Origin of the sequence: Chitinophaga rhizophila (assembly GCF_019492185.1) — a bacterium.
Classification (GTDB): Bacteria; Bacteroidota; Bacteroidia; order Chitinophagales; family Chitinophagaceae; genus Chitinophaga; species Chitinophaga rhizophila.
In genome coordinates, this window is sequence record NZ_JAICCF010000001.1 from 1,557,950 (window position 1) to 1,578,625 (window position 20,676).

Below are 20,676 nucleotides of genomic sequence, written 5' to 3' on the forward strand. Positions count from 1 at the left end.
CTAAGGCATTATGAAGTATATAATATTCGATATAGATGGCACCCTGACTGATACCACAGAGATTGACGATCTTTGTTATACACAGGCCATCACCGAAACGTTTCAGTTCTCGGACTTTAACACCAATTACGGTCATTACGAGAACACCACTGATTCAGGCATTCTTAACCAGCTATCACTTGAGCGCAGGAACCGCCCATGTACGGTTACAGAAATAGAGAATTTCATAGACTGCTTCTGCAATCTGCTGGAGCGCACTTACGAGAAGCAGCCCCATTACTTCCGCGAAATACCGAAGGCCGGCAAGACAATCAATAGTCTGCTACGGAATGAAGAGTTACGCATAGGACTGGCCACGGGCGGCTGGAAACAGTCAGCCCTGTTTAAACTGCAATGCGCGGGCATCAATATCGAGGCTTGCAGCGCAGCGTCTTTTGCACAGGACGCTTTTGCAAGGCGCGACATCATCTGGCAAACAATTAGTAAGATGAACAAACGCCACCAGCTTACCCCTGCCCTTTCAGACATTATCTATGTAGGTGATGGCAACTGGGATTATCAGGCTACGCAGCAACTTGGCATAAAGTTTATCGGTATTGATAATAAGAAACTGGCTCATATTCATGATATCATCAAAATATCAGATTATGATGAACTAGAGCAGCACCTGGGCCTGATGACATTAACCTCCTGATAACGTATGAAAGACCTGACTGTCGATTTAAACCTGAAGCGTTCGCACCGTATTGCCGCAAGCATCTTTTTCTTTATCGCCGGACTTACCTACTCCAGCTGGGCCTGTAGGATACATGATATCAAGGCTATATTTCAGCTGAGCAATGCAGGATTAGGCAGCGTACTGTTTGCACTGCCAATTGGGCTGATGGTAAGTCTGCCGGTATCGGGCTGGCTGGTTACCCGTATGGGCAGCCGGAAGGTACTGATCAGCGCGGGGCTATTATTTCCGCTAATGCTGGCAGCAATAGGGCTGGCTCCGGGCATCTGGCAGTTAGTGTTGCTATTGTTCTGCTTTGGATTTATGAATAATCTCTTTGAAATATCCATGAACACACAGGCTGTTGGAATAGAGGCTTTATATGGCAGGTCCATTATGGCTTCTTTCCACGGTCTGTGGAGTTTAGCAGGGTTTGCGGGTGTAGGCATCGGCACTGTTGCTATCTCATTAGAGATGCCGGTATTGTACCATTTCGTTTTTATCTGCGGCCTTTCATGGCTGCTGGTACTGGCAGCATACAGGTATCTGTTGCCGGCAGATGAAGCGGCAGACAGTTCGCAGCCCATCTTTGCCAAACCAGATAGCAGCATACTCAAACTAGGGCTGATTGCCTTTTCCAGCCTGGTAACAGAAGGTACGATGTTTGACTGGAGCGGCATCTATTTTCAGAAAACAGTAGCGGCACCCGAACACTTAACAACAGTAGGGTATATTGCCTTTATGAGTACAATGGCCGGCGGCCGTTTTGTTGCCGACCGCTTTGTAACGAAGCTGGGCACTAAAAGAGTGCTGCAGATCAGTGGTATGATGACAACAAGCGGTCTATTGATTGCCATTTGTCTGCCTTATCTTGTCACTGCCACCATTGGCTTTCTGCTGGTAGGGATTGGTGTATCATCAGTTGTTCCGCTGGTGCTGGCACTGGCAGGGAAATCGAAAACACTGGCGCCCGGGGTAGCTATTGCAGCCGTATCTACAGTTGGCTTCCTGGGATTTTTGTTGGGTCCACCCCTGATAGGGTTTATTGCAGAAGCTACTAGTCTGCGGTGGTCATTTGCCTTTATTGCGTTGCTGGGAACAGGTATTATCCTGCTGGCAGCACAGGCAGGCAGGATTGCAGATGATAAGTAGGCTGGTAATTACGGTTATCACCACCCGCCCTGCCGATTTATTTGTACTTTTGGCGATCCAAATTCCCACTGCACATGATCTCCTTAAGCTCCAACTACCCGGTATTAGCAGAACAGCAAGCCGAATTTAAAAGCATTGTTGACAGGCATTATGCCACTTACGATCAGTGGCTCACAATGAAATCCCCTAACGGCAATACAGAAGACCGTAAGGCCGCAGCCAGCTGGATGTCAGGGAATGGACCCGCCATCAGTGAAGAACAGGTATCTATCCTTACCTCCGGCCATCAGGCTATTACGGTAGCGCTGCTTGCAGCCTCCTTACAAGGTGCAGCAGTAGCAGTTGATGAGTTTACCTATGGGAACTTCCTGACTATTGCCAGGTGGCTGAATGTGCAAGTAATAGGCTGTAAAACAGACGAAAAGGGCATGCTGCCCGCAGCGCTGGAAGCAGCTACCGCAAAACATAATATCAAGGCTGTTTATGTGATGGGTACAATCAATAACCCTACAGGAGTTGTCATGCCGCTGGAGCGCCGACTGGAGCTTATCGATATTGCCCGGAAGAACGGACAGATTATTATAGACGATGATGCCTATGGTTTCCTGGAAGAAAATCCACCCGCTAACTTTGCACAGCTTGCACCCGATCTGGGCTGGTTTATATACAGCCTGTCAAAACCATTAGCCCCCGATATCAAAGTAGCTTACCTGGTAGCACCTGAACGGTATAAAGAGATGATTACAGTAGCCATCCGAATGACCAGCAGTAATCCATCTACCTTCTTCTCGACACTTGTAACAGATATGATCAATACAGGCGAACTGGCAGACCTGCTGCGCAGGAAACGGGCGGAAGGTAAGAAACGGCAGGCACAGACCCGGGAGTACCTCTCAGGCTATGATATTCAAGGACATGAGAACGGTTTCCATTGCTGGTTAAAGCTGCCTGCAGGGCTTACCTCTACCGGTGTGTATAAAGCCCTGCTTGAGAAAGGCGTGGAGATAATGGCAGGGGCCACCTTTGCAGCACCAGGAACCACCGGAGAATATATCAGGATAGCACTAGGAGCAGAAGCAGATATGAACAGGGTCTTACAGGCCCTTGAAATGATCAAAACAACTATCTCCTGAGGTTACCACTGTTAAGTGCCGGTATTCCTACATTCTGGCAAAAGTATATCTGGATATACAAAGGCATTTTGCATTGCCTGGATAACATCGTGTATATAACATAGAAGAAGGTGTATCATGCTTTTGATACACCTTCTTCTATGTTATATAACTATGGACCAGTTCTGCTGCATATAACTGATTAACAAAAGCTTCAAATGAAGGAGCGAGGAATTTAAATGGATCTTCCTCACCGCTATCAAACCTGTCCAGCCATACCTGGCCATAGGTATCTTCGGCAAGTGACACGGCAAACACCCAGCCCCCGGCATCAATAGCAAAGGGTAGCCAATCTCTTGTTTCCATATCCTCCAGGTAACCTTCCAGGATCAACTCCACAGATGCACTTCGATCAGATCTTAAAGGAAGAATACCTAAAAACGAGCAGGATTCAGTAAAGTATTGTTCTTTGACACTGCAGCCACTGTACTTGAGGAAGAAGTCTCTTACATTATTAGGGAAAGTGATTCCACCTAGTGCTTCTACGGCTTTAACATCTGCTAATTCCACCGGGGCTGCCTGCCAGGTAATCGTTAGTGTTTTCATAGTTTTAGAGAAAATAAGTGCGCAAAGTTACGTTTCCTTTCGCAGGGTTCCGCATGTTTACGTTAAATGAGACAGAAACGTTTCTTAGAATTACGGTACATTATGTTTGTATTTTTTACTGCTAATGATGTGTTAATTATAACAGAATAAGTATTCCGAAACAGGTTTGTGCTACCTTTAAGTTTATAATAAGGCATTTAAAACACAGCTCTATATGAACACCAACATTGGCATTACAGCACCCAACAGACAGCAGGTGGCTAACCAGCTTGCAAAGTTATTAGCAGATGAATTTATACTTTATACAAAAACACGCAATGCGCACTGGAATGTAGAAGGACCAGACTTCCATTCTATGCACCTCTTCTTTGAAGCACAATACAACCAGCTGGATGAAATTATGGATAGCGTAGCGGAAAGAATCCGTGCCCTGGGACATTATGCACCAGGCACACTGAAAAGCTTCCTGGAACTGACGCATCTTACAGAATATAGCGAAAGAAACAACGACAGCCTCGGATTCATTAAAGAACTGCAAAGCGACCATGAAAGCATTATTGAGTTCATCCGTGGTAATATAGACGCTTTCGCCAACACCTACAAAGACGCAGGCACCAGTGATTTTATTACAGGACTCATGGAAGAACATGAGAAAATGGCCTGGATGTTAAGAGCACATTATAAAGGGTAACCTACACTTTTTATATATAGCCGGCGTCGCAGCATGTTTAGCTGCGACGCCTTTTTTTTATCCCCCAAAATATAGGGAATTATACAACAGTTGCGATGATTTGGCGATCCGTGGAAACACCGCTTTCAGATAACTTTGGAGTAGAAAGATTGCCGGGCGGAAACGCATGAAAAATTGATCATAGCCGGTAGTCTTCTGTGAATACCAAACAGCATGAACTATAGGACTACCGCAGTATTCATACTCTTTCTGTGTATAGGTGTGTTTCCCTTGTCTGCACAGTCATTTAAACTGCTGCGATATAACGAAGATTACTACTATCTGCATAAAGACAGTACCAATAACTGGTACAACCGCATTAAATATATTCCGCTGTCTGATAGGGATCATTTCTACCTCTCATTCGGAGGAGAAGCCCGTTATGAATATGCAATGTCGGTGCATGAAGACTGGAACAGGTATGGGAGAGCCTATAATGGTATCCTGTTACAAAGGTATAACCTGCATGCAGATCTGCACCTCGGCAAAAGCGTCAGGGTGTTTGCACAGCTAAGCAGTGCATTGGAAAACTTCAGTAAGCTACGTACACCTCCTATCAACAAAGACGAACTGGCAGTACAGAACCTGTTTATTGATGTGACGCTCAAAACCTGGCCGGACAAAAACCGGAAGCTGGTTGCCAGGGCTGGCAGGCAGGAACTGGACTATGGAACCGGCAGGCTGATATCCGTAAGAGAAGGACCGAATGTACGTAAGTACTTTAACGGCGGTAAAGTAATGTACACAGCGCCTAAGTTTGGAGTAGACGCCTTCCTGATGATGGATGAAGAAGTAAAGCCCTATGTGTTCGACAACCATATTACACGGGAGGCCAATCTCTGGGGCACTTACGCGTATATTATTGTACCCGCTGCCGGTAACCTGGACCTTTACTACCTGGGGTATAGAAGAGACAACGCCAAATTTGAGGAGGGCATAAAGGAAGAACTGCGGCATACCGCAGCCGTACGTTACTGGAAGTATGGCGGAGGCTTCATTTATAACCTCGAAGCGGCCTACCAGTTCGGTTCTTTTGGCGAAGGCCGCATCAGTGCCTGGACTACCGCTATTGACATTGGGTATTCTTTTGAACATGCCCGGTTTAAACCATCAATCAACTTGCGTAATGACTACATTTCCGGAGATAGGAAGGCTGGTGACGGCAAACTACAAACATTCAACCCCTTATATCCCAAAGGAGGCTATTTCGGGTTTAATCCCCGCGTCGGACCTGCCAATCTGATAGACCTGCATCCTTACGGTACACTGACATTCAGCGACCGGTTCGGGATCCAGGCAGATGTCGTATTCAACTGGCGCTATTCCAGAGAAGACGGGATCTATAGGCCCAGCGGTTCATTCGATACCGGCGGTTCAGCTATTGACGGGAGGTATATCGGCACAGCCTACCTACTAAGCGGCGATTATGTATTCAGCAGGTTTGTTAAGCTCAGTTGTGGCTTACAATACTTCAAAACAGGACCTTTCATCAATGAACTGGTCAATCCATCTACTAATTCATTCTTCTTCAATACACAGTTATCATTTAAGTTTTGATATATGAAAACAGTTAAAACAAGTCTGACCGGCTTACTGCTACTTTTTGTATTTGCAGTAAAAGCGCAGGTAAAGGATCTACCGGCAATAGGTACTTCCGCTATAGTAGGTAAAGCTGAAGGCATTGCCGTTGAAGTAAAGGTAACGGCGCCCTCGGCACAGGAAACACCCCTCCAGATTGCCTGCGTATTTGAATACACAGAAGGTGATATCACCAATCCTCCTGCTTTGCCTGCAGCGCTGAATGGTATGCTACATGTAGATGAGGCTTTGCATGGTATGATCAGTTATCTGCGCAAGAGTGGCAAGTTCTCCGGACATGCGTTCGAGACGCTGCTCATTACACCGCCTGCCGGTACACTAAAGGCAAAACAGCTCTTGCTGATCGGCCTTGGCGACAGAAATACCTTCAACGCCCAGGTAATGTACACTATTGGGGCAATTGGTATGAGAGAAGCTTTAAAGTTAGGCGTGCCTTCCTATTCACATGCCAGCAATATTAAAGATGCAGGAATAGACTCTCCTACCGCAGAAGTAGCAGAGAATGTAGTTAAAGGTGCGTTGGATGCTTATAATACACAAGTATATCTGAAAGAGAAAAAGATGTCGGTATTCAAACCGGTGACTAAGTTCACCTTGTTATCCGGACCTGCTTTTTACGGAGCTTCCTCAGAAGCAGTAAAGCATGCACTGGTTCCTTACCAGCATTAATCATTTCTTTTACCAATAAATAAAACCGGGAAGAAGTACTGTCAGCTTCTTCCCGGTTTTATTTATTGGTAATAATATAGTCCAGTTACTTATACCATCTCGGCCATACTGTGCTTATAGGCAGTATAGTTCATGCCCGTCTTTGATTTGAAGAACTTACTAAAGTGCGCCTGATTGTCAAAACCCAGGTCGAAGGCAATTTCTTTAAGGCTGGTATCAGCGTATAGAATGCGGCGTTTCGCCTCTATAATAATCTGCTTATGAATCTGGTAACTGGCTGTGAAACCGGTTACTTTCTTAACTGCTGCGTTGAGGTAATTAGGTGTGACACTGAGGGCATCTGCATAATCAGCTACCTTCTTACGTGTAATAAAGTGTTTCTTCAGCATAGTCATGAATTTCCTGGCCACATCTCCTTCCCTGGAAAGCACCTGTGCCTGCGTACACATACCCAGCTCTCTGGATAAATAGATCATAAATACATTCAGCAGGCCGGATAATACTTCAGAACGCATCCAGAGGTTACCGGCACATTCACGCTGCATCTTTTTGACAATTTCTTCCAGCTCTTCCTGCATTTCTTCATCTGCCCTGAAGCTGAGTAATTGCATATTAAGTATGGATTCTTCAAAAGATGACATCATATCTTTCAGGTTATATGCCAGGTACAGGCAATCGGGGGAAAAGGAAATATAGTAACCACCTACCGGAGCATCCAGTTGGAACTTACGCAGTTGTCCTGGCAGGAAGCAATATATCTGATTTTCTTCCAGAGGCATAGACTTACCATCTGCCTGTACGGTACCCGTACCGTACTTACACCATAGTATTTCTACATTTTCAAGTTTATATGCCTGATGGTCAGATAATGCATTAATAGCTTCCGCTGACTCAAATGAGTGGATCTGAATCTTTGACTTCAATTGTGTATTTTCCTGGATGTGGATCATAAAACGGCAGATTTTAATTCACGTTTTATGAGGCAATGAAGGTGCCATACCGATAATAAACTAGTATACAACTAGTTACATCTATCTCGTCAGAAATACTACTGACGATATATCGTAAGTTTACGAAGCTATACTGGCATCTGTCATAATTGTGCTACCCCTACCCTTAATGCCTTCAGGCCGCTTAAACCCTGAAGATCTTCCAGGTCAAGTTCTTCCAGGTCATTATTGAGCGTGCCTTTTTCCTGGAGATACTGGATAAATGGCAGATAGTCTTCAATGTCCTTATTATCAAAGTAAATCAGGACGATCTTGTCTGGCTGGGTTAACCGTTCTTCACTATTACGCAGATGTACCTTGTCAATACGCTTCTTAATCATCTGGTATCGGATGTTATAAGCGCCTTCCACATCAAACTTCCGCTCATCAGCCCTGAAGCTGATATCAATCGTATGATTATGCACGAAAATGAGCTGAGTGGTGCGTAAAGGCACTGCCATTTCCGGTACCAGGGAAGCTGTTAGCTGGGCTACTGCTGCCATAGAAGACAGCTGCCAAAGCCGGAGGTTCTTCAGGTGAAAATGATTAAAAGGTTTGTCAGGTGCGAATGATTGTCCGATATAGATGTCATACTCCACCCCGTCTGTCCTGAACTTCTCAAAATAGCAGGGGTAAGAACTTTGTAACTGGTCTTTCTGAGCTTCAAAATAGTTATTCACTACCGTATTGATCGTCTGCATAGACATTTCCAGCGCATGTTTACTACCGTGCAGATTGCTATTGAACTTCTCGAGTGCAGTCAGGTATTCCTGTAAAATCAAACTATTACCATTCTGTTTGGAGATATGTTGCAGATATGGCGTTGTCTCTTCCCTGAAGAAGCCGACCAGTTTATTTTCGTCATTACCATTGAGTTGCTGCTGACCCAGTACCTCCTTCCATTTGCCGCACTTATAGATCATTTCTTCCTGTAGTACAGTATAGTGTTCTGTCTGCAGCGTTTTTAAAGTGGTCATCAGTAGTTCCAGATGGGTGTCCAGATCAGATATAATGGCCTTATTTCTTTCAATAGTAGAGTTCCGGATATCCACAGCACCATAAAGCGGATATACTTCATTGAACTGGATTGTCTCAGCCACTTCGGGTAGACCTTTCTTCCTGTCGCGGAGATAATGCCAGGCTATTTCGTTAAACTTCCATTGTACCGAAGGCTGTATAGAGGTGAACTTTTCTTTGATGATCGTTTCAATCTCCAGATTAAATTCGTCGATATATACCTCAAACAGCTGAGCAATGGCCGGCAATGCCGGTTCAAGTAAAGAAACCGTAGTCTCTTCAAAGGTTTCGTCTTCCCAGGTATGCATGGCCAGTACCCCGACCGGCTGCCGGTTATAAAACACAGGTAACAATGCCAGGGAGCGGACCTTTAACTTACGGAAGTGCTCCAGGAAAGATATTTCCATCTCTTTAGGGCCAAAAAGGTCTCTTGAGAAGAAGGAATTAGGATGAGAGAAGTACCCTTTTGCCTGCTTACGGAACACATCCGGTGACAGGCGGTCGCCCCATACCTCGAACAATATGCCTGTGCCTGCCTTTTTATAGCCATATACAGGCTCATTATTGATCTTTACCAGCGGAAACAGATCAAACTCTATCTTCTGATTACCGACTATTGTTTTCAGTGAATTAATGACATTCCGGTAGCTGCTCTCGTCATTATCAGGGGTACGGGCCAGTCTTACATTCTCTATATTATCTACAGCTTTCTGTACTGTTACGTCAGAGATGGATAATACACATATCCCGCGGAAGCGGAAGGCAGAAAGCGGCAGTATTTTCTCAAACGCTTCATAGCCGGTATCGTCGGCCATCAATAAGGAAATATCTCCAAAGTTAGGCTCGGGTAATGGGCCCACTGGCTCAACGTCCAGAAAGTCGGTATTGATATGTACCTGGTAATACTGCAACAATCCGGTTTCAGGATGTACCCCCGCATGGTATTGCTCTGTTTTAACAGACATACGAAGGTTATACAACCGTTGCAGAATGAAAGAATACAACAACTGCAATCTGTCTTTATGGTAGGCCTCAGGGGATTTAGGGTCTTTCTCCCTGTCATGTTCGCCTACTTTACTTTCCAGTAGTTGAAATAACAGTTCAGTACCGTAAAATACCTGTGGCTGGAATGGGAAGCTTAATCCCCAGGCCAGATCGCCCTCGTCAGCCAGGGGCGGAGAAAGACACACATATAGCAATTCCAGCAATTCGGGATACTGATTGACTTCCTCCAGGGAAATGTCCTTTTCGCGAATATTGTATTGATCAAAAAGCTCGAGCGCTTTAGTATATATACCAGCCTTGGCCGTTCTTTCCCCTGCCACTCTTTTACGGAGATAATCTATGAAGGGCCGGAAAGATATGGCCGCGTCCAGTTCAAGTGGTATAACCACTTCACTGGAGAGGTCCAGTATGTTATTTTTCATGTGCAGTTACTTTGGCGGATTACCACAAATTTAATGAACATACGTAAGAACCGGGGTACCTGTATCTCTAGCTGGCTGAATACTTATGTCATTATGATCGATCCTTAAATATTGTTTCAAGGAGTATGCCAGCAGGAGTACGCAGGAAGATGCGGCGCACTCCTATCTCGGGTAAGTCTTTTACCGAAAATCGTATGCCCAGGTTGGTAAGATGCTGCCTGAAGGCCTCATAATCATCCAAGACAAAGGCCGTATGGTCAATAGCCTCTGCGGGCTGCTGTCCGTTTCTCTCATAGTCAGCAGTTGCAGCTATGAGATGAATCAGCGGGGCGTCTTTCCAATACAGCCAGTACCCCCTAATCGTTCTAGCTATAGATTCTGGCCGGGGCCCTTCCCGTAGCCCAAAAACGCTGATGAGAAAGTCCCTTGGTTCCTCCAGCTGATCCGTTCTGATGGTAGTATGATCTATATGCATAATTAATCTGGTTTATCCTTATCATGCAAAATTCGCGCATATAAAGCCTTTTCCTGGCAAATAGCGACTAACCTGTACAGATTGTAGCAATTTGGTTAAACGGGCTATCAGCAGCAATAGCTGGAAATTACGCGTATTTGCTATAAGTCTCTATACCATTAAGGCAAATGATTATATATCAACTCGCTGCTTTCATCAAAAACATACAATAAGCGAGGCTGCTCAATACGTTGAGACAGCCTCGCTTATTGTATGAATTTCGGCTATAGTATGTCCGGATTAATAGCGAACAGATACCAAACGCCGGTTAGTTTAACGCTAAGTATTACCGATATTAAAAGCTCTGAATCAACCTGACGCCTGGAGTTACTCCTCTGAAAAACTCATGAAAGTAAACTACCGGCTCAATCTTCGTCTTTCCTTCAAACACTGACATCCTACCAAGTCCTACCCGGAAAGACTGCTTTTCAAAGTAGTCTCCACTACGGTGTACCAGGTATCCTACTGAGCATATAAATTGCAGATAGGGTTCTTTCCTGGTTTCCCTCTTTCGGGCATCTCCTACGCCATACACCAGTGTTACAAAATCATTCCTGTAAGTCTTTAGTTTACCTTCACTATCCCTGCCGAAAAAGAAGTTAGGCTCCCAGTAAGCGCCAAATTCATGTACGCGCCGCCCGGTTCCAAACATGGTTCCTGCTATTACAGTTGCACCTAGTGTAAATGAAGGCACAAAGTAATTCTTATAGTTCTGGACATTCACCGAGCCACTCAGTAACAGGTAATCTCCCTGTCCGCTAATACAGCCGCGTGCCATCCGGGATGAAATAGTATAGTCCTTTCGCAGGTGCATCATACCTTTATCATCTTTTACCCAGTCGCTATACATGTTTTGCTTTAGGCTAACCAGCTTTGCCTGTAGTTGCCCATTGGTATATCCGGCCAGGTCATTTAACTGATTAACGAAGAAACTGATCCTGAAGCGATGTACTTCCTTCTTTCCGGGTACTGGTACCATCCCGATAAAATGGACGGTATCCTGCTCCAGTTTCAGTGCAGCAACATCACCTTGCTGTACAAGATAACTACTACCCGATGGCCTGAATTGCCGCAACCGGATCTTTTTTGCTGCGGGAGGCTCCATCACATAGTCTATTATCTTTACTGACAGCTCATCTGTCAGGGAGTCTTTGAGCGGCACGAGATCCCTTAGAAAGAGGTTCAGCAATGAATCAATGTTGCCTACCCTGTCCAGATCCTTCAAATCTACCAGCTCTATCTGCATCTTACCACCCTTGTCCAACGATATCAGGAAGCGTTTGTTGATCTCCTGCTGTGGAATATCAAAGACCCTGTCTTCATTAGATGCAGGCTGCTGATTTTGGGCATACAGCGTCCCTGTGATGCTCGTCAGGAGCATCAGAAAGTAATGTTTCATCTTCATTTGATTATCTAGTTTTTGGGAAGGTTGCTTGTATTGGAGGGTTTATCCGCTACGATCTGACTGGCAAAACCTGCTGGCCCGCTGATCGCTACTTTAAATTGCTTATGTTCAGGATATATATAGGTGTTACCTATTACATCTCCGCCCACCTCATTGATGTGTACTACCCGCTTCTTCGGAGGGATGGTAGCTGCAGTTGACTGTATAAGCGGGGAGTCCTGCCGGGGTACGGCTGCGACCAGTGGCTGAGTAATTGCCAGCGTATCTGATGGAGGTATTACTACAGCATCTGTCATTTTGCTTACTTGTTTTGCCTTCGCCAGGATAACCGGTACCGGCTTTTCCTGAGCAATGGTATCTGGCGTAATAACAGGTGCAGGCTTGGGCAGGGTTGTACTGTTTACCAATGCAGGTGCCGGCATTACGGCACGGGACCTGTCTTTGAGCAGGAAAGGCGATATACACAATATCAGTATTACTGCCGCTGCCCACCACCATACCATTTTCCTGGACGCCCGCTGCTCCGGCAACCTAGGTTGCAGCCTGTTCCAGGCAGCTTCTCTATTGAAAGCTGCATCCCCCGGAAGACCTGAAAGGCCATCCATCTTATCCATCAGACTATTGCTGCGTTTTTCGTTTTCCATACTCAATATTTTGCTGCAAAAGCATTTTCTGCAATAAAGACTTAGCTTTACTTAGCTGTGATTTGGAAGTACCTTCCGAGATTCCCAGCAGGGCTGCTATCTCTCCATGGTTCATCCCTTCAATTACATACAGGTTGAAGACTGTCCGGTAACCGGCAGGAAGCTGTATTACCAGGTTAAAAATCTCTGCTGCCGAGAGGTTGTCAAGTATGTCTTCCTGCAAAGCCAGCGTTTCTGCTACATGCTCTGATACTATAACAAATGTGTGTTTCTTACGCAGGAACATGAGGCACTCATTAATCATAATCCGTTTTACCCAGCTGAAAAGTGCTGCGCTCCCCTGATACTGCAATCCTGACAGGGAACTATAGAACTTACAGAAGCCGTCCAGCATCAGTTCTTCCGCATCCTGCTCATTCCTGACATAGCGCCGACATACCATGAGCATCCTGCCTGATAATTCATCAAACAGCCATTTCTGGGCGGCACTACTGCCTTTTTTGGCTTCTTTTATATATTCGGCTTCAGTCAAGTAAATGTCCGGTTTATGCTACTATAAATGCAGTTTACTGAGAAAGGGTTGCCTGGTCAAATAAATTTATTTTGCCGCAAGGCGTTTATCTATCTTTGTAGCCATTATCCTATACCAATGTTTTCGAGGTTAAAAAAGATCCCGGTACCTTATGTGATCACGGTGGGGTTTGCATTATTTCTAAGACTACTATTTGAAATAAGCATGCTCTCAGCAGTTTTTTCAGTGATGACGATCTCCTTTTTTGTACTTACGCCCTTTGCCATGGGCGCGTTAACCATTTACTTCTCTGATATTGAGGATGTCAAAAGCCTGCAGTTCAGGATTACCCATCCGTGGCGTAGTGTATTCATATTCATGCTGGCCACTACAGCCCTTGCTATTGAAGGCTTCCTTTGCTGGGTAATGATACTGCCGCTTTTTATGCTGGGCTCCTCCATCGGCGCACTGATTACCGGATACTTTAAATTACGTGGCCACCCACATAACCGGATCTTCGTATCCCTGCTGACATTACTTCCGCTCCTGATAACGCCACTGGAAAAGCAACTTACCAGAAGCCCTGCTGTTTATAAAGTATATACTTACGTGGATATTCAGGCTGCTAAAGAAACAGTCTGGAGCCATGCAACCAGCGTATCCGAAATAAGTCCTGCTGAACATACCGGCTGGCTGACAAACATAATAGGTATACCCCGCCCGGTGAAAGCGGAACTCAACTATGCAGGTATAGGCGCATACAGGAAGGGGGTATTTGAGGGCGGACTGACCTTCGATGAAACCGTAACTGACTATGAGCCCGGCCGGAAAATGACTTTTACCATAAAAGCCAATCCATATGATATACCTGCCAGTACGATGGATGAGCATATCGTTATTGGCGGACAATACTTCGATGTACTAAACAGCACCTTTGAACTGGAGCAAATGGACAATAATATCCAACGGCTGCACCTATATAGTAATTTCCAGCTGACCACCACCTTTAATACCTATGCCAGCTGGTGGGCCGGATGGATCATGAAGGATATCCAGGACAATATCTTACACATCATAAAAGGAAGAGCAGAACATGGTAATCAGATATAGCCTTCTCCTGATACTATTATGTGTATCAATGTTTGCCTGCAAAGATGCCGGCACCAGAAGCCGGCCTATACAGGCGACCATTCGCGTGAAGATATTACCGCTTGGCAGAGTGAAAGACATCCAGATAAAGGAGAGCTATGAGGGTATCCGTAAGATCTATCCGCAGACAGAGGTACTGCCGGCCAGGGACATGCCGGCATTTACGTATTATGAACCCCGCAACCGCAACAGGGCTGACTCACTCATCCGCTGGATGAGCAGTATGGCCGCCCGCAATGAGATATACGTTGGTATCACTATGCAGGATATCAGTGCTACGAAAGGGAAGTTGGCAGATTATGGCATTATGGGCCTGGGTTACTGCCCAGGTAGCGCATGTATTGTATCCAGCTATCGTCTGAAGAATAAACAGAATTTCTTTAAACTGGTTATTCATGAACTGGGGCATAATATGGGGCTCTCTCACTGCCCCGTACTCACCTGCTATATGCGGGATGCCAAGGGTGGAGATCCTACTGACGAAGAAAAAGGCTTCTGCCCGAAATGCAGCGCCTTTCTCCGCAAAAAAGGCTGGAACCTTTGAGGCTATAACAGTTTATGCTCCACAGCCATCCGGATCAGCAAGGCGACGTTCTTCACTTCAAACTTCTGCAATAAGCTTTTACGGTGCGTTTCTACTGTCAAAGGACTGAGATGGAGGGTTGCTGCTATATCGGGAGTAGTCTGTCCTTCGGCAATCAGCTGCAATATTTCTTTCTCTCTCTTGGTAAGTCTGGGAATCCCTTTTAACTCAGCTACGGACGGACGGGACATAATTTCCTTCACAGCCTGGCTGAAGGTCATCTCGCCATTTAAGGCCTCCTGTATACATACAATCAGTTCATCGCCTGCAATATTTTTCAGCAGATATCCCGATGCACCTTGCTGTAACATCTGCAATACCATGCTACGCTCATTATGATTACTAAGCGCCAACACAATAGTAGCAGGGGACAGCTTTTTTATTTCCCGGCATAAGTCAATTCCATTGGTGTCTGGCAGACTAATATCCAACAGGACTATATCTACACTATGCTGCTCCAGGAATGTAAGAAAGGCAGCGCCGGTAGTGAAGGTGCCTTCAACGGTAATATTCGCTGCATTCTGCAACAGTTTCTGCAATCCTTCAAGAACAATCAGGTGATCATCCACAATGACCAGCTTAGCACGCTTATCCGACATTCAGTTCGATGTTTATTATTGTACCCTCATTTATCACCGAGGTGATCTCTATTGACCCATTCAGGAAACCTACCCTGTTCCTGAGATTCGTTAATCCTATTCCTTTGCTGCTGATAGTGGTATCAAAACCCTTCCCATCGTCTTCCAGTGTAATGAGGAAGGTATCCCCATCCTGGCTGCATTGCAGAATAATATGTGTTGCGTCAGCATGTTTAATGGCATTAGATAACATTTCCTGCACGATGCGGTATATATGGATCTGTTGTTCTTCTGACAGATTGCCGACGCCATATGCCTGAAAGTCAATACTCAACTTATCTGTCATCAGTGATTCACACATATCTCTCAGGGCAGTTTCAAGTCCAAACTTCAGCAAGTTGACAGGCATCATATTATGCGCTATACGTCTTAACTCTGTTACAGAACTATCTACCTGGCTGATGACCTTCCGCATTTCCATGCCTTCCTGCCCATTGCCGGATAGTTGTGCAGAGAGATTCAGCTTTACAGCCGCCAGCATTCCACCAAGCCCATCATGCAGATCGCGTGCCAACCTATGGCGTTCTCTTTCTTCGCCCTGTAGTACCGCCTGACCAAACTTCAACCGCTGCTCCTGTTCTATCTCATTCAATTGTTGCTGATGATTCAACTCTTTCTGCACCAGCAACTTCTTATTACTACGGTAGTAAAGCAGGGCAAACGAGGCTACCACCAGCAGAAAAAGGCTTGTAATGGCAAACAGCCAGCTGTATAACCGGCTATTCTTAGCTGCAAGGGCAGCCTGCGCTGTTTTACCTTTCAAGGCTATGATCTGCTTCTGACTTTCTGCACGCTGATACTTCATTTCCAGTGCATTGATATCATTTTCCACATCGCTGGCATGCAGGCTGTCACTGAGATGTCTGGACTTCTTCAGCCATTCATAGGCATGCTTCATCTCTCCTATACCGGCATAACTTTCGGCCAGCCCTTCGTATATCTCTAACCGGCTGCTGTTCATAGAGATAATGTCTTCGTCTGACATTAACTGCAACAAAATATCTTTTGCCGGTGCATATATCTTTGCTGCAAGCAAGGATTTAACCTTATAGAATTGCAGCTCCTGTATAGCAAACACTTTATTCGGACCTTTAGCGGCAGCCATTCCCTTATCAAAACACCTGATCGCATCAGTATACTGTTGCCGGTGATGGTAATACAGTCCTTCCACCATATAATGGCCTGCATATAATTCTGACTCCGGGAAAGGCGCAAGCAATGGCTTGACTTCATCCACAGTTTTCTTGGCCGCCTCATATTTCTTTAGCAGAATATAGTTTTCTCCCGCCCTGTTATAAGCGGCCACAAGGCGATGTGCCGGCGCATGTATTGCTTTGTAGATCCTGATGGCGTCATTAAGGTATACTTCCGCCTTGTCATATTGCTCTATATTCATAAAAGCCACGCTGACACCTACATACTGTGAGGCCATGATAACGCTGTCTCCTGCCCTGGAAGCCAGCGGAATAGCCTTATTCAATACCAGGTCAATATATCCCCTGTCGTCATCCTTCCTTTGCTGGATAACAGCGCAGTTAATCCAGATGTTGGCGCGTATCTGACAGGCATCCCGGTTATCATAAGGGGTAAGCAGGCTATCGGCCTTTTTGAAAGCAGCTTCACTCCTGTCTATATCTGACCCGTAATACAGATATCCTTCATTGGCATAAGCAATTCCCTGAAGGAAAGCAGAGCCTTTACTCAGCTTCCTTCCTTCTTCTATACACTGTTTTGCTTTGGTAGTATCCCTGGGTACCCAGTAAATGGTCAACGCATAATGCGCCCTTGCTTTCAGGCTATCAGCACCTGGGCTATTGAGTATAGCAGTAAGGCTATCATAATACCTTTGCTGGTTTAATGATACCTGGGCTTCACAACGTACGGACATGGCTACGATCAATGCAATCAGGGTGTATATACGGATCATGCCCGAAAAATAGATAAAATACCTGGAAACAGGTAGAAATAAATAACCGGTTCCCGGTATTGGCACGGCTGAACAGCAACTATAACTTTGTAGCCCGATGACAGGGTATGCCGAAAACTGAACGATAGAGTAGGCATTTTTAAAAAACCGTATTATATGAAGTTATTGAGAAATTATGCTTTACTGGCTGTATTATTTTCTTTTGCATTTGTAGCCTGCTCAAAAGATGATGACAAGCCGTCTTCCTCCTCCCACAAAATTTACTTTAAAGCAATCGCTAGCGAAGGGTCTGATATATCTGTCGCTGTATATGGTTACGACGGTAAAGTCACCACAGCCTCAAGTCTGTCAGGTACTACCTGGACCAGCCCTGAGATAGAAGTTCCTGCCGGCGCAATATCTGCTAACGCAGCTGTAAGCGCTGACGGGGCAAGCAATACCTCTACACTGAAACTACAGTTATTTGTAGACGGTGAATTGAGAGAAGAAGGTACTTCAAGCGGAAGTGTTTTAAGTGCATCCGTATCATATAGATTTTAGGTCTTTCTATTAGTTAAGCCACGCTGTGCATATGTGGTAAACATTTATTGTATTGTAATCCCAGTTCTGAAGGCAACATATCCATGTTGCCTTTTCTCATTTAAATACCTCTCATGTAATGCCGGCCCCGTATCTCTTACCGACCATCATCATCGGCCAAGTGGGCGTACAACTACCCACATCCGGCCCAGGCGCTGACAACACCATACACATGCCACTGCCTGAAAACTATTTTCACACTGAAGACTAATCAGTTATACTAGTAATTTTACTGGTAATATTACTTCAGTTACCTTTGCATTCCCCAAACCTATACATTATGAAAAGTACTTTCAGATTTTACAAAACATCCGGGAACAAATGGTATATAGACCTCCCCGGCTGGACAGACGACATTGCTGCCCTTGAAATGGTATTAGGTGCAGATACCATGCTGGATAAAGTAAGTGGGTATACGAACGAGTGCTATCTCGAACTCAGTGACGAGCCTTTTGAAGGTGCGGACCCTATCAGACTGATAGAAAACCTGCAACAATCCATCGGTGGTGGTAACTACCTGATGGAATACTTCAAAGGACAACCCGTCAACCAGGAAATGTGGCTATGTGAAGTAACTGAATACGTCTTTGCAGGGCTTCCTGAAGTCATCTATGCAGACATTGCCCACCATCATAATTAGTGGTAAGGCGGCTTCATAGCCAGCCTTTTGACTGATTACCAGCTACCATTCATACTATCCCTATTATATCTATCAATGAAAACTAACTAAGATGTTTGACAACATTGCGCTTTTCGCCAAGCCCAATCACCTCTTCTCCACTCCTGGCTTACACTGAACTACCAGGACGAAAATCTATTGCACCTGCGAGCTCCCCCCCGGACTAGGCCACGTACTGAAGTGGGATAAACATTCGGGCATCCGGCTGAATACATTAATAAAATTCTATAAACAGCTATCTGACAGCACACTATATAACAAGGAGCCTACTACATTCACCTTCGTTTATAAAGGTAGTCCGCTGGTATTCTCATGGCAAAATAACTCCTGGAGTGATGCTGTACTACGGGTCACTTATTATCAGCTGGGCTATTCAGGTACTACTGAACATCTATTGCTGGAAAAGAAGTTACATCAACATACGTTTAAACTTGCCCATCACTTCTTCCTGCAGATCATGCAGATACTTACTCAATATACTTCAGCCGAGGTATGCACATACTATGGAGAGATGATGGGTCTGGGGCAAGGCATTCCTCCTTTTGAGTTTAAAGTGGGGGAACGTGTTACCACCGTCCCTGGTAAGAACGTCAAAACACAACGCACAGGGTATATCATTACCCGGTCTTACCATATGAATGACAAGACCAACCTCTATTATCTGATGGTGGATGGGAAGATACTGGTCAAGCGGTACCTGCCGGCTGACCTTATAAAGGCCGATGTCCAGGAAGAGCAGCATAAGTTATGATCCTACAAGCCTACGAGAAATGAGGCGGCTTACATAAGCATCGCCGTTGCGTGTTAAAGCAAAAGGTTGCTTCCCACATAGGAAACAACCTTTATACTATGAGCGAAATTCTTATTTATCAGGATTAAGCCTGTTAAAAGCGGCTGCTATCTCCGTAGGCCCTGCTTTCACCATCGCCTCACTAAAGCCAAATGTAAGTTCCGTTTTACCTTCTGCCAGCTGTCTGAAGATCGCCGAGATAAAATCACTTACCGGAGGTGCAGCGTCGTGCAGCCCTTTACCTCCAAGATCGGTGTTAAGTGCCGGCGGCACAATCTCTATCACCTCTATCCCCTTCTCCTGCAACAGGTACCGGCTGGAATGGGTGAATGAATGGAAGAATGCCTTGGTAGCACTATATACCGGCACTTTTGTGAATGGTACAAAGGCCAGTCCGGAGGTTACATTCATAATCGTGCGGAGAGATGCCAGCCTACTGAATAAGGCCGTCAGATGTACAGGGGCTTCCACATTTGTCGCAATTTCCTCCTTAGCCCGCAGATAAAAGTCATCATCCGTAATATTAGTCCATTGCTGTATACCGGCATTATTTACCAGGACGTTGAGGTCCTTATGTTGCTCCTGAATCCAGTTAAACAGGTCTATCCGTGCTTCTGCTGAATACAAGTCACAAACTTTTGTAATAACTGCCGGGTACCTTGCTTTCAGCTCATCTAACACAGACTCCCGCCGGCCACAGACAATAACCGTATTACCTTCCTGAAGAAAACGCTCTGTCAGCCCCAGTCCTATCCCGCTGGCGCCTCCGGTGATCAATATCTTATTACCCGCTAATTGCATACGTTACTTTTTTAGAATTTACCTGCCAAAGGTAGTTGCACCCCTGGTTCTATCCATTGCGAATATCAAAGTGATAATTACATAATTCAAACCTTCAGTCCGCTGATGGTGAAGCCATAGTATACAGCGTCCTCTGTCCCAGACGTCTGCTGGCATGATTTTTCTACGCTATCGTATGAATTAAACCTATATAGTTATGATAAACAATGATTCAAAAAACAAAGCGACTAAAGACAACAATGAGGATGCCAGCATTAAGCCAGATCCTGAAACACTGGGACCAGAACCACAGGAACACATGGAAGGCCCCATCTCTTCAATCATCAAGAAAATAGAAGAAAGCGCTGATGATAACTTCGGAGAAGATGAGGATTCTGTACAGGAAAAGGTAGACAGGAAAGAAGAACACGATCAGGACAAGCACTAAGATAAATCAAAAG

Annotated in this window: 22 protein-coding genes; 12 read left to right on the forward strand and 10 right to left on the reverse strand. The window is 45.2% G+C overall.

Annotation, left to right across the window (positions count from 1 at the left end):
• Nucleotides 1-10: 10 nt before the first annotated feature.
• The 3 genes from K1Y79_RS05765 to K1Y79_RS05775 all read left to right on the forward strand — a co-directional run bounded on the left by K1Y79_RS05765 (nt 11) and on the right by K1Y79_RS05775 (nt 3,000).
• Nucleotides 11-694, forward strand: a complete 684-nt coding sequence (locus K1Y79_RS05765; RefSeq protein WP_220249044.1) for an HAD family hydrolase — start codon at nt 11-13, stop codon at nt 692-694.
• 6 nt (nt 695-700) lie between these two features.
• Entirely contained in the window at nt 701-1,867 is a 1,167-nt protein-coding gene (locus K1Y79_RS05770) for an MFS transporter (protein WP_220249045.1), read from the forward strand.
• 74 nt (nt 1,868-1,941) lie between these two features.
• Complete coding sequence (locus K1Y79_RS05775) at nt 1,942-3,000, forward strand: aminotransferase-like domain-containing protein (RefSeq protein ID WP_220249046.1); 1,059 nt, start codon at nt 1,942-1,944, stop codon at nt 2,998-3,000.
• Nucleotides 3,001-3,138: 138 nt separating this feature from the next.
• Here K1Y79_RS05775 and K1Y79_RS05780 read toward each other — a convergent pair whose 3' ends face one another.
• Nucleotides 3,139-3,585, reverse strand: coding sequence for an SMI1/KNR4 family protein (locus K1Y79_RS05780; protein WP_220249047.1), 447 nt, complete (start codon nt 3,583-3,585; stop codon nt 3,139-3,141).
• A gap of 214 nt (nt 3,586-3,799) precedes the next feature.
• On the opposite strand from K1Y79_RS05780, the gene K1Y79_RS05785 reads away from it, so the two are divergent.
• The 3 genes from K1Y79_RS05785 (at nt 3,800) to K1Y79_RS05795 (ending at nt 6,583) form a co-directional block, all read left to right on the forward strand.
• Complete coding sequence (locus K1Y79_RS05785; protein WP_220249048.1) at nt 3,800-4,276, forward strand: Dps family protein; 477 nt, start codon at nt 3,800-3,802, stop codon at nt 4,274-4,276.
• A 213-nt stretch (nt 4,277-4,489) separates the two neighbouring features.
• Nucleotides 4,490-5,872 (forward strand): alginate export family protein, encoded by a 1,383-nt coding sequence (locus tag K1Y79_RS05790; protein ID WP_220249049.1) that lies wholly within the window; start codon nt 4,490-4,492, stop codon nt 5,870-5,872.
• 3 nt (nt 5,873-5,875) lie between these two features.
• Nucleotides 5,876-6,583 (forward strand): M17 family peptidase N-terminal domain-containing protein, encoded by a 708-nt coding sequence (locus K1Y79_RS05795; RefSeq protein WP_220249050.1) that lies wholly within the window; start codon nt 5,876-5,878, stop codon nt 6,581-6,583.
• 89 nt (nt 6,584-6,672) lie between these two features.
• Here the strand turns inward: K1Y79_RS05795 and K1Y79_RS05800 are convergent, their stop codons facing one another.
• The 6 genes from K1Y79_RS05800 to K1Y79_RS05825 all read right to left on the reverse strand — a co-directional run bounded on the left by K1Y79_RS05800 (nt 6,673) and on the right by K1Y79_RS05825 (nt 13,111).
• Nucleotides 6,673-7,533 (reverse strand): helix-turn-helix domain-containing protein, encoded by an 861-nt coding sequence (locus K1Y79_RS05800; protein ID WP_220249051.1) that lies wholly within the window; start codon nt 7,531-7,533, stop codon nt 6,673-6,675.
• 143 nt (nt 7,534-7,676) lie between these two features.
• The gene (locus tag K1Y79_RS05805; protein ID WP_220249052.1) at nt 7,677-10,016 is read right to left on the reverse strand and encodes a GAF domain-containing protein; all 2,340 of its coding nucleotides are present in this window, start codon (nt 10,014-10,016) and stop codon (nt 7,677-7,679) included.
• 91 nt (nt 10,017-10,107) lie between these two features.
• Nucleotides 10,108-10,491 carry a VOC family protein gene (locus K1Y79_RS05810; RefSeq protein WP_220249053.1) on the reverse strand — a complete coding sequence of 128 codons (384 nt, stop codon included), beginning with the start codon at nt 10,489-10,491 and terminating at the stop codon, nt 10,108-10,110.
• Between the two features lie 334 nt (nt 10,492-10,825).
• Nucleotides 10,826-11,929, reverse strand: a complete 1,104-nt coding sequence (locus K1Y79_RS05815; RefSeq protein WP_220249054.1) for a hypothetical protein — start codon at nt 11,927-11,929, stop codon at nt 10,826-10,828.
• A 14-nt stretch (nt 11,930-11,943) separates the two neighbouring features.
• A complete protein-coding gene (locus tag K1Y79_RS05820) occupies nt 11,944-12,579 on the reverse strand; it encodes a hypothetical protein (RefSeq protein WP_220249055.1) in 636 nt (211 codons plus the stop codon).
• Nucleotides 12,554-13,111, reverse strand: coding sequence for an RNA polymerase sigma factor (locus K1Y79_RS05825; RefSeq protein ID WP_220249056.1), 558 nt, complete (start codon nt 13,109-13,111; stop codon nt 12,554-12,556). Before K1Y79_RS05825 ends, K1Y79_RS05820 begins: the two co-directional genes overlap by 26 nt.
• 117 nt (nt 13,112-13,228) lie before the next feature.
• On the opposite strand from K1Y79_RS05825, the gene K1Y79_RS05830 reads away from it, so the two are divergent.
• The gene (locus K1Y79_RS05830; RefSeq protein WP_236059503.1) at nt 13,229-14,200 is read left to right on the forward strand and encodes a hypothetical protein; all 972 of its coding nucleotides are present in this window, start codon (nt 13,229-13,231) and stop codon (nt 14,198-14,200) included.
• 28 nt (nt 14,201-14,228) lie between these two features.
• Nucleotides 14,229-14,783: a zinc-dependent metalloprotease family protein gene (locus tag K1Y79_RS05835; RefSeq protein ID WP_220249058.1), complete on the forward strand. Its 555-nt coding sequence runs from the start codon at nt 14,229-14,231 to the stop codon at nt 14,781-14,783.
• Between the two features lie 2 nt (nt 14,784-14,785).
• On the opposite strand, the gene K1Y79_RS05840 is transcribed toward K1Y79_RS05835, so the two are convergent.
• Together K1Y79_RS05840 and K1Y79_RS05845 are read right to left on the reverse strand one after the other, a co-directional pair.
• Nucleotides 14,786-15,421: a response regulator transcription factor gene (locus K1Y79_RS05840; protein ID WP_220249059.1), complete on the reverse strand. Its 636-nt coding sequence runs from the start codon at nt 15,419-15,421 to the stop codon at nt 14,786-14,788.
• Nucleotides 15,411-17,387 (reverse strand): tetratricopeptide repeat-containing sensor histidine kinase, encoded by a 1,977-nt coding sequence (locus K1Y79_RS05845; RefSeq protein ID WP_220249060.1) that lies wholly within the window; start codon nt 17,385-17,387, stop codon nt 15,411-15,413. Before K1Y79_RS05845 ends, K1Y79_RS05840 begins: the two co-directional genes overlap by 11 nt.
• Nucleotides 17,388-17,543: 156 nt before the next feature.
• Between K1Y79_RS05845 and K1Y79_RS05850 the strand changes: the two genes are divergently transcribed.
• The 3 genes from K1Y79_RS05850 (at nt 17,544) to K1Y79_RS05860 (ending at nt 19,396) form a co-directional block, all read left to right on the forward strand.
• Nucleotides 17,544-17,927 carry a hypothetical protein gene (locus K1Y79_RS05850; RefSeq protein ID WP_220249061.1) on the forward strand — a complete coding sequence of 128 codons (384 nt, stop codon included), beginning with the start codon at nt 17,544-17,546 and terminating at the stop codon, nt 17,925-17,927.
• 319 nt (nt 17,928-18,246) lie between these two features.
• The gene (locus K1Y79_RS05855; RefSeq protein ID WP_220249062.1) at nt 18,247-18,606 is read left to right on the forward strand and encodes a DUF6717 family protein; all 360 of its coding nucleotides are present in this window, start codon (nt 18,247-18,249) and stop codon (nt 18,604-18,606) included.
• A 433-nt stretch (nt 18,607-19,039) separates the two neighbouring features.
• Nucleotides 19,040-19,396, forward strand: coding sequence for a hypothetical protein (locus tag K1Y79_RS05860; RefSeq protein ID WP_220249063.1), 357 nt, complete (start codon nt 19,040-19,042; stop codon nt 19,394-19,396).
• Between the two features lie 111 nt (nt 19,397-19,507).
• Here K1Y79_RS05860 and K1Y79_RS05865 read toward each other — a convergent pair whose 3' ends face one another.
• Nucleotides 19,508-20,236: an SDR family oxidoreductase gene (locus K1Y79_RS05865; protein ID WP_220249064.1), complete on the reverse strand. Its 729-nt coding sequence runs from the start codon at nt 20,234-20,236 to the stop codon at nt 19,508-19,510.
• A 196-nt stretch (nt 20,237-20,432) separates the two neighbouring features.
• Here K1Y79_RS05865 and K1Y79_RS05870 point away from each other — a divergent pair, with 196 nt between their 5' ends.
• Entirely contained in the window at nt 20,433-20,663 is a 231-nt protein-coding gene (locus K1Y79_RS05870; RefSeq protein ID WP_220249065.1) for a hypothetical protein, read from the forward strand.
• Nucleotides 20,664-20,676: the final 13 nt, after the last annotated feature.

Excerpts from the sequence above, each read along its gene's own strand:
- K1Y79_RS05765 (WP_220249044.1), top strand. The coding sequence starts at position 11 with ATGAAGTATATAATATTCGATATAGATGGCACCCTGACTGATACCACA.
- K1Y79_RS05770 (WP_220249045.1), top strand. The coding sequence starts at position 701 with ATGAAAGACCTGACTGTCGATTTAAACCTGAAGCGTTCGCACCGTATT.
- K1Y79_RS05775 (WP_220249046.1), top strand. The coding sequence starts at position 1,942 with ATGATCTCCTTAAGCTCCAACTACCCGGTATTAGCAGAACAGCAAGCC.
- K1Y79_RS05780 (WP_220249047.1), bottom strand. The coding sequence starts at position 3,585 with ATGAAAACACTAACGATTACCTGGCAGGCAGCCCCGGTGGAATTAGCA.
- K1Y79_RS05785 (WP_220249048.1), top strand. The coding sequence starts at position 3,800 with ATGAACACCAACATTGGCATTACAGCACCCAACAGACAGCAGGTGGCT.
- K1Y79_RS05790 (WP_220249049.1), top strand. The coding sequence starts at position 4,490 with ATGAACTATAGGACTACCGCAGTATTCATACTCTTTCTGTGTATAGGT.
- K1Y79_RS05795 (WP_220249050.1), top strand. The coding sequence starts at position 5,876 with ATGAAAACAGTTAAAACAAGTCTGACCGGCTTACTGCTACTTTTTGTA.
- K1Y79_RS05800 (WP_220249051.1), bottom strand. The coding sequence starts at position 7,533 with ATGATCCACATCCAGGAAAATACACAATTGAAGTCAAAGATTCAGATC.
- K1Y79_RS05805 (WP_220249052.1), bottom strand. The coding sequence starts at position 10,016 with ATGAAAAATAACATACTGGACCTCTCCAGTGAAGTGGTTATACCACTT.
- K1Y79_RS05810 (WP_220249053.1), bottom strand. The coding sequence starts at position 10,491 with ATGCATATAGATCATACTACCATCAGAACGGATCAGCTGGAGGAACCA.
- K1Y79_RS05815 (WP_220249054.1), bottom strand. The coding sequence starts at position 11,929 with ATGAAACATTACTTTCTGATGCTCCTGACGAGCATCACAGGGACGCTG.
- K1Y79_RS05820 (WP_220249055.1), bottom strand. The coding sequence starts at position 12,579 with ATGGAAAACGAAAAACGCAGCAATAGTCTGATGGATAAGATGGATGGC.
- K1Y79_RS05830 (WP_236059503.1), top strand. The coding sequence starts at position 13,229 with ATGTTTTCGAGGTTAAAAAAGATCCCGGTACCTTATGTGATCACGGTG.
- K1Y79_RS05835 (WP_220249058.1), top strand. The coding sequence starts at position 14,229 with ATGTTTGCCTGCAAAGATGCCGGCACCAGAAGCCGGCCTATACAGGCG.
- K1Y79_RS05840 (WP_220249059.1), bottom strand. The coding sequence starts at position 15,421 with ATGTCGGATAAGCGTGCTAAGCTGGTCATTGTGGATGATCACCTGATT.
- K1Y79_RS05845 (WP_220249060.1), bottom strand. The coding sequence starts at position 17,387 with ATGATCCGTATATACACCCTGATTGCATTGATCGTAGCCATGTCCGTA.
- K1Y79_RS05850 (WP_220249061.1), top strand. The coding sequence starts at position 17,544 with ATGAAGTTATTGAGAAATTATGCTTTACTGGCTGTATTATTTTCTTTT.
- K1Y79_RS05855 (WP_220249062.1), top strand. The coding sequence starts at position 18,247 with ATGAAAAGTACTTTCAGATTTTACAAAACATCCGGGAACAAATGGTAT.
- K1Y79_RS05865 (WP_220249064.1), bottom strand. The coding sequence starts at position 20,236 with ATGCAATTAGCGGGTAATAAGATATTGATCACCGGAGGCGCCAGCGGG.
- K1Y79_RS05870 (WP_220249065.1), top strand. The coding sequence starts at position 20,433 with ATGATAAACAATGATTCAAAAAACAAAGCGACTAAAGACAACAATGAG.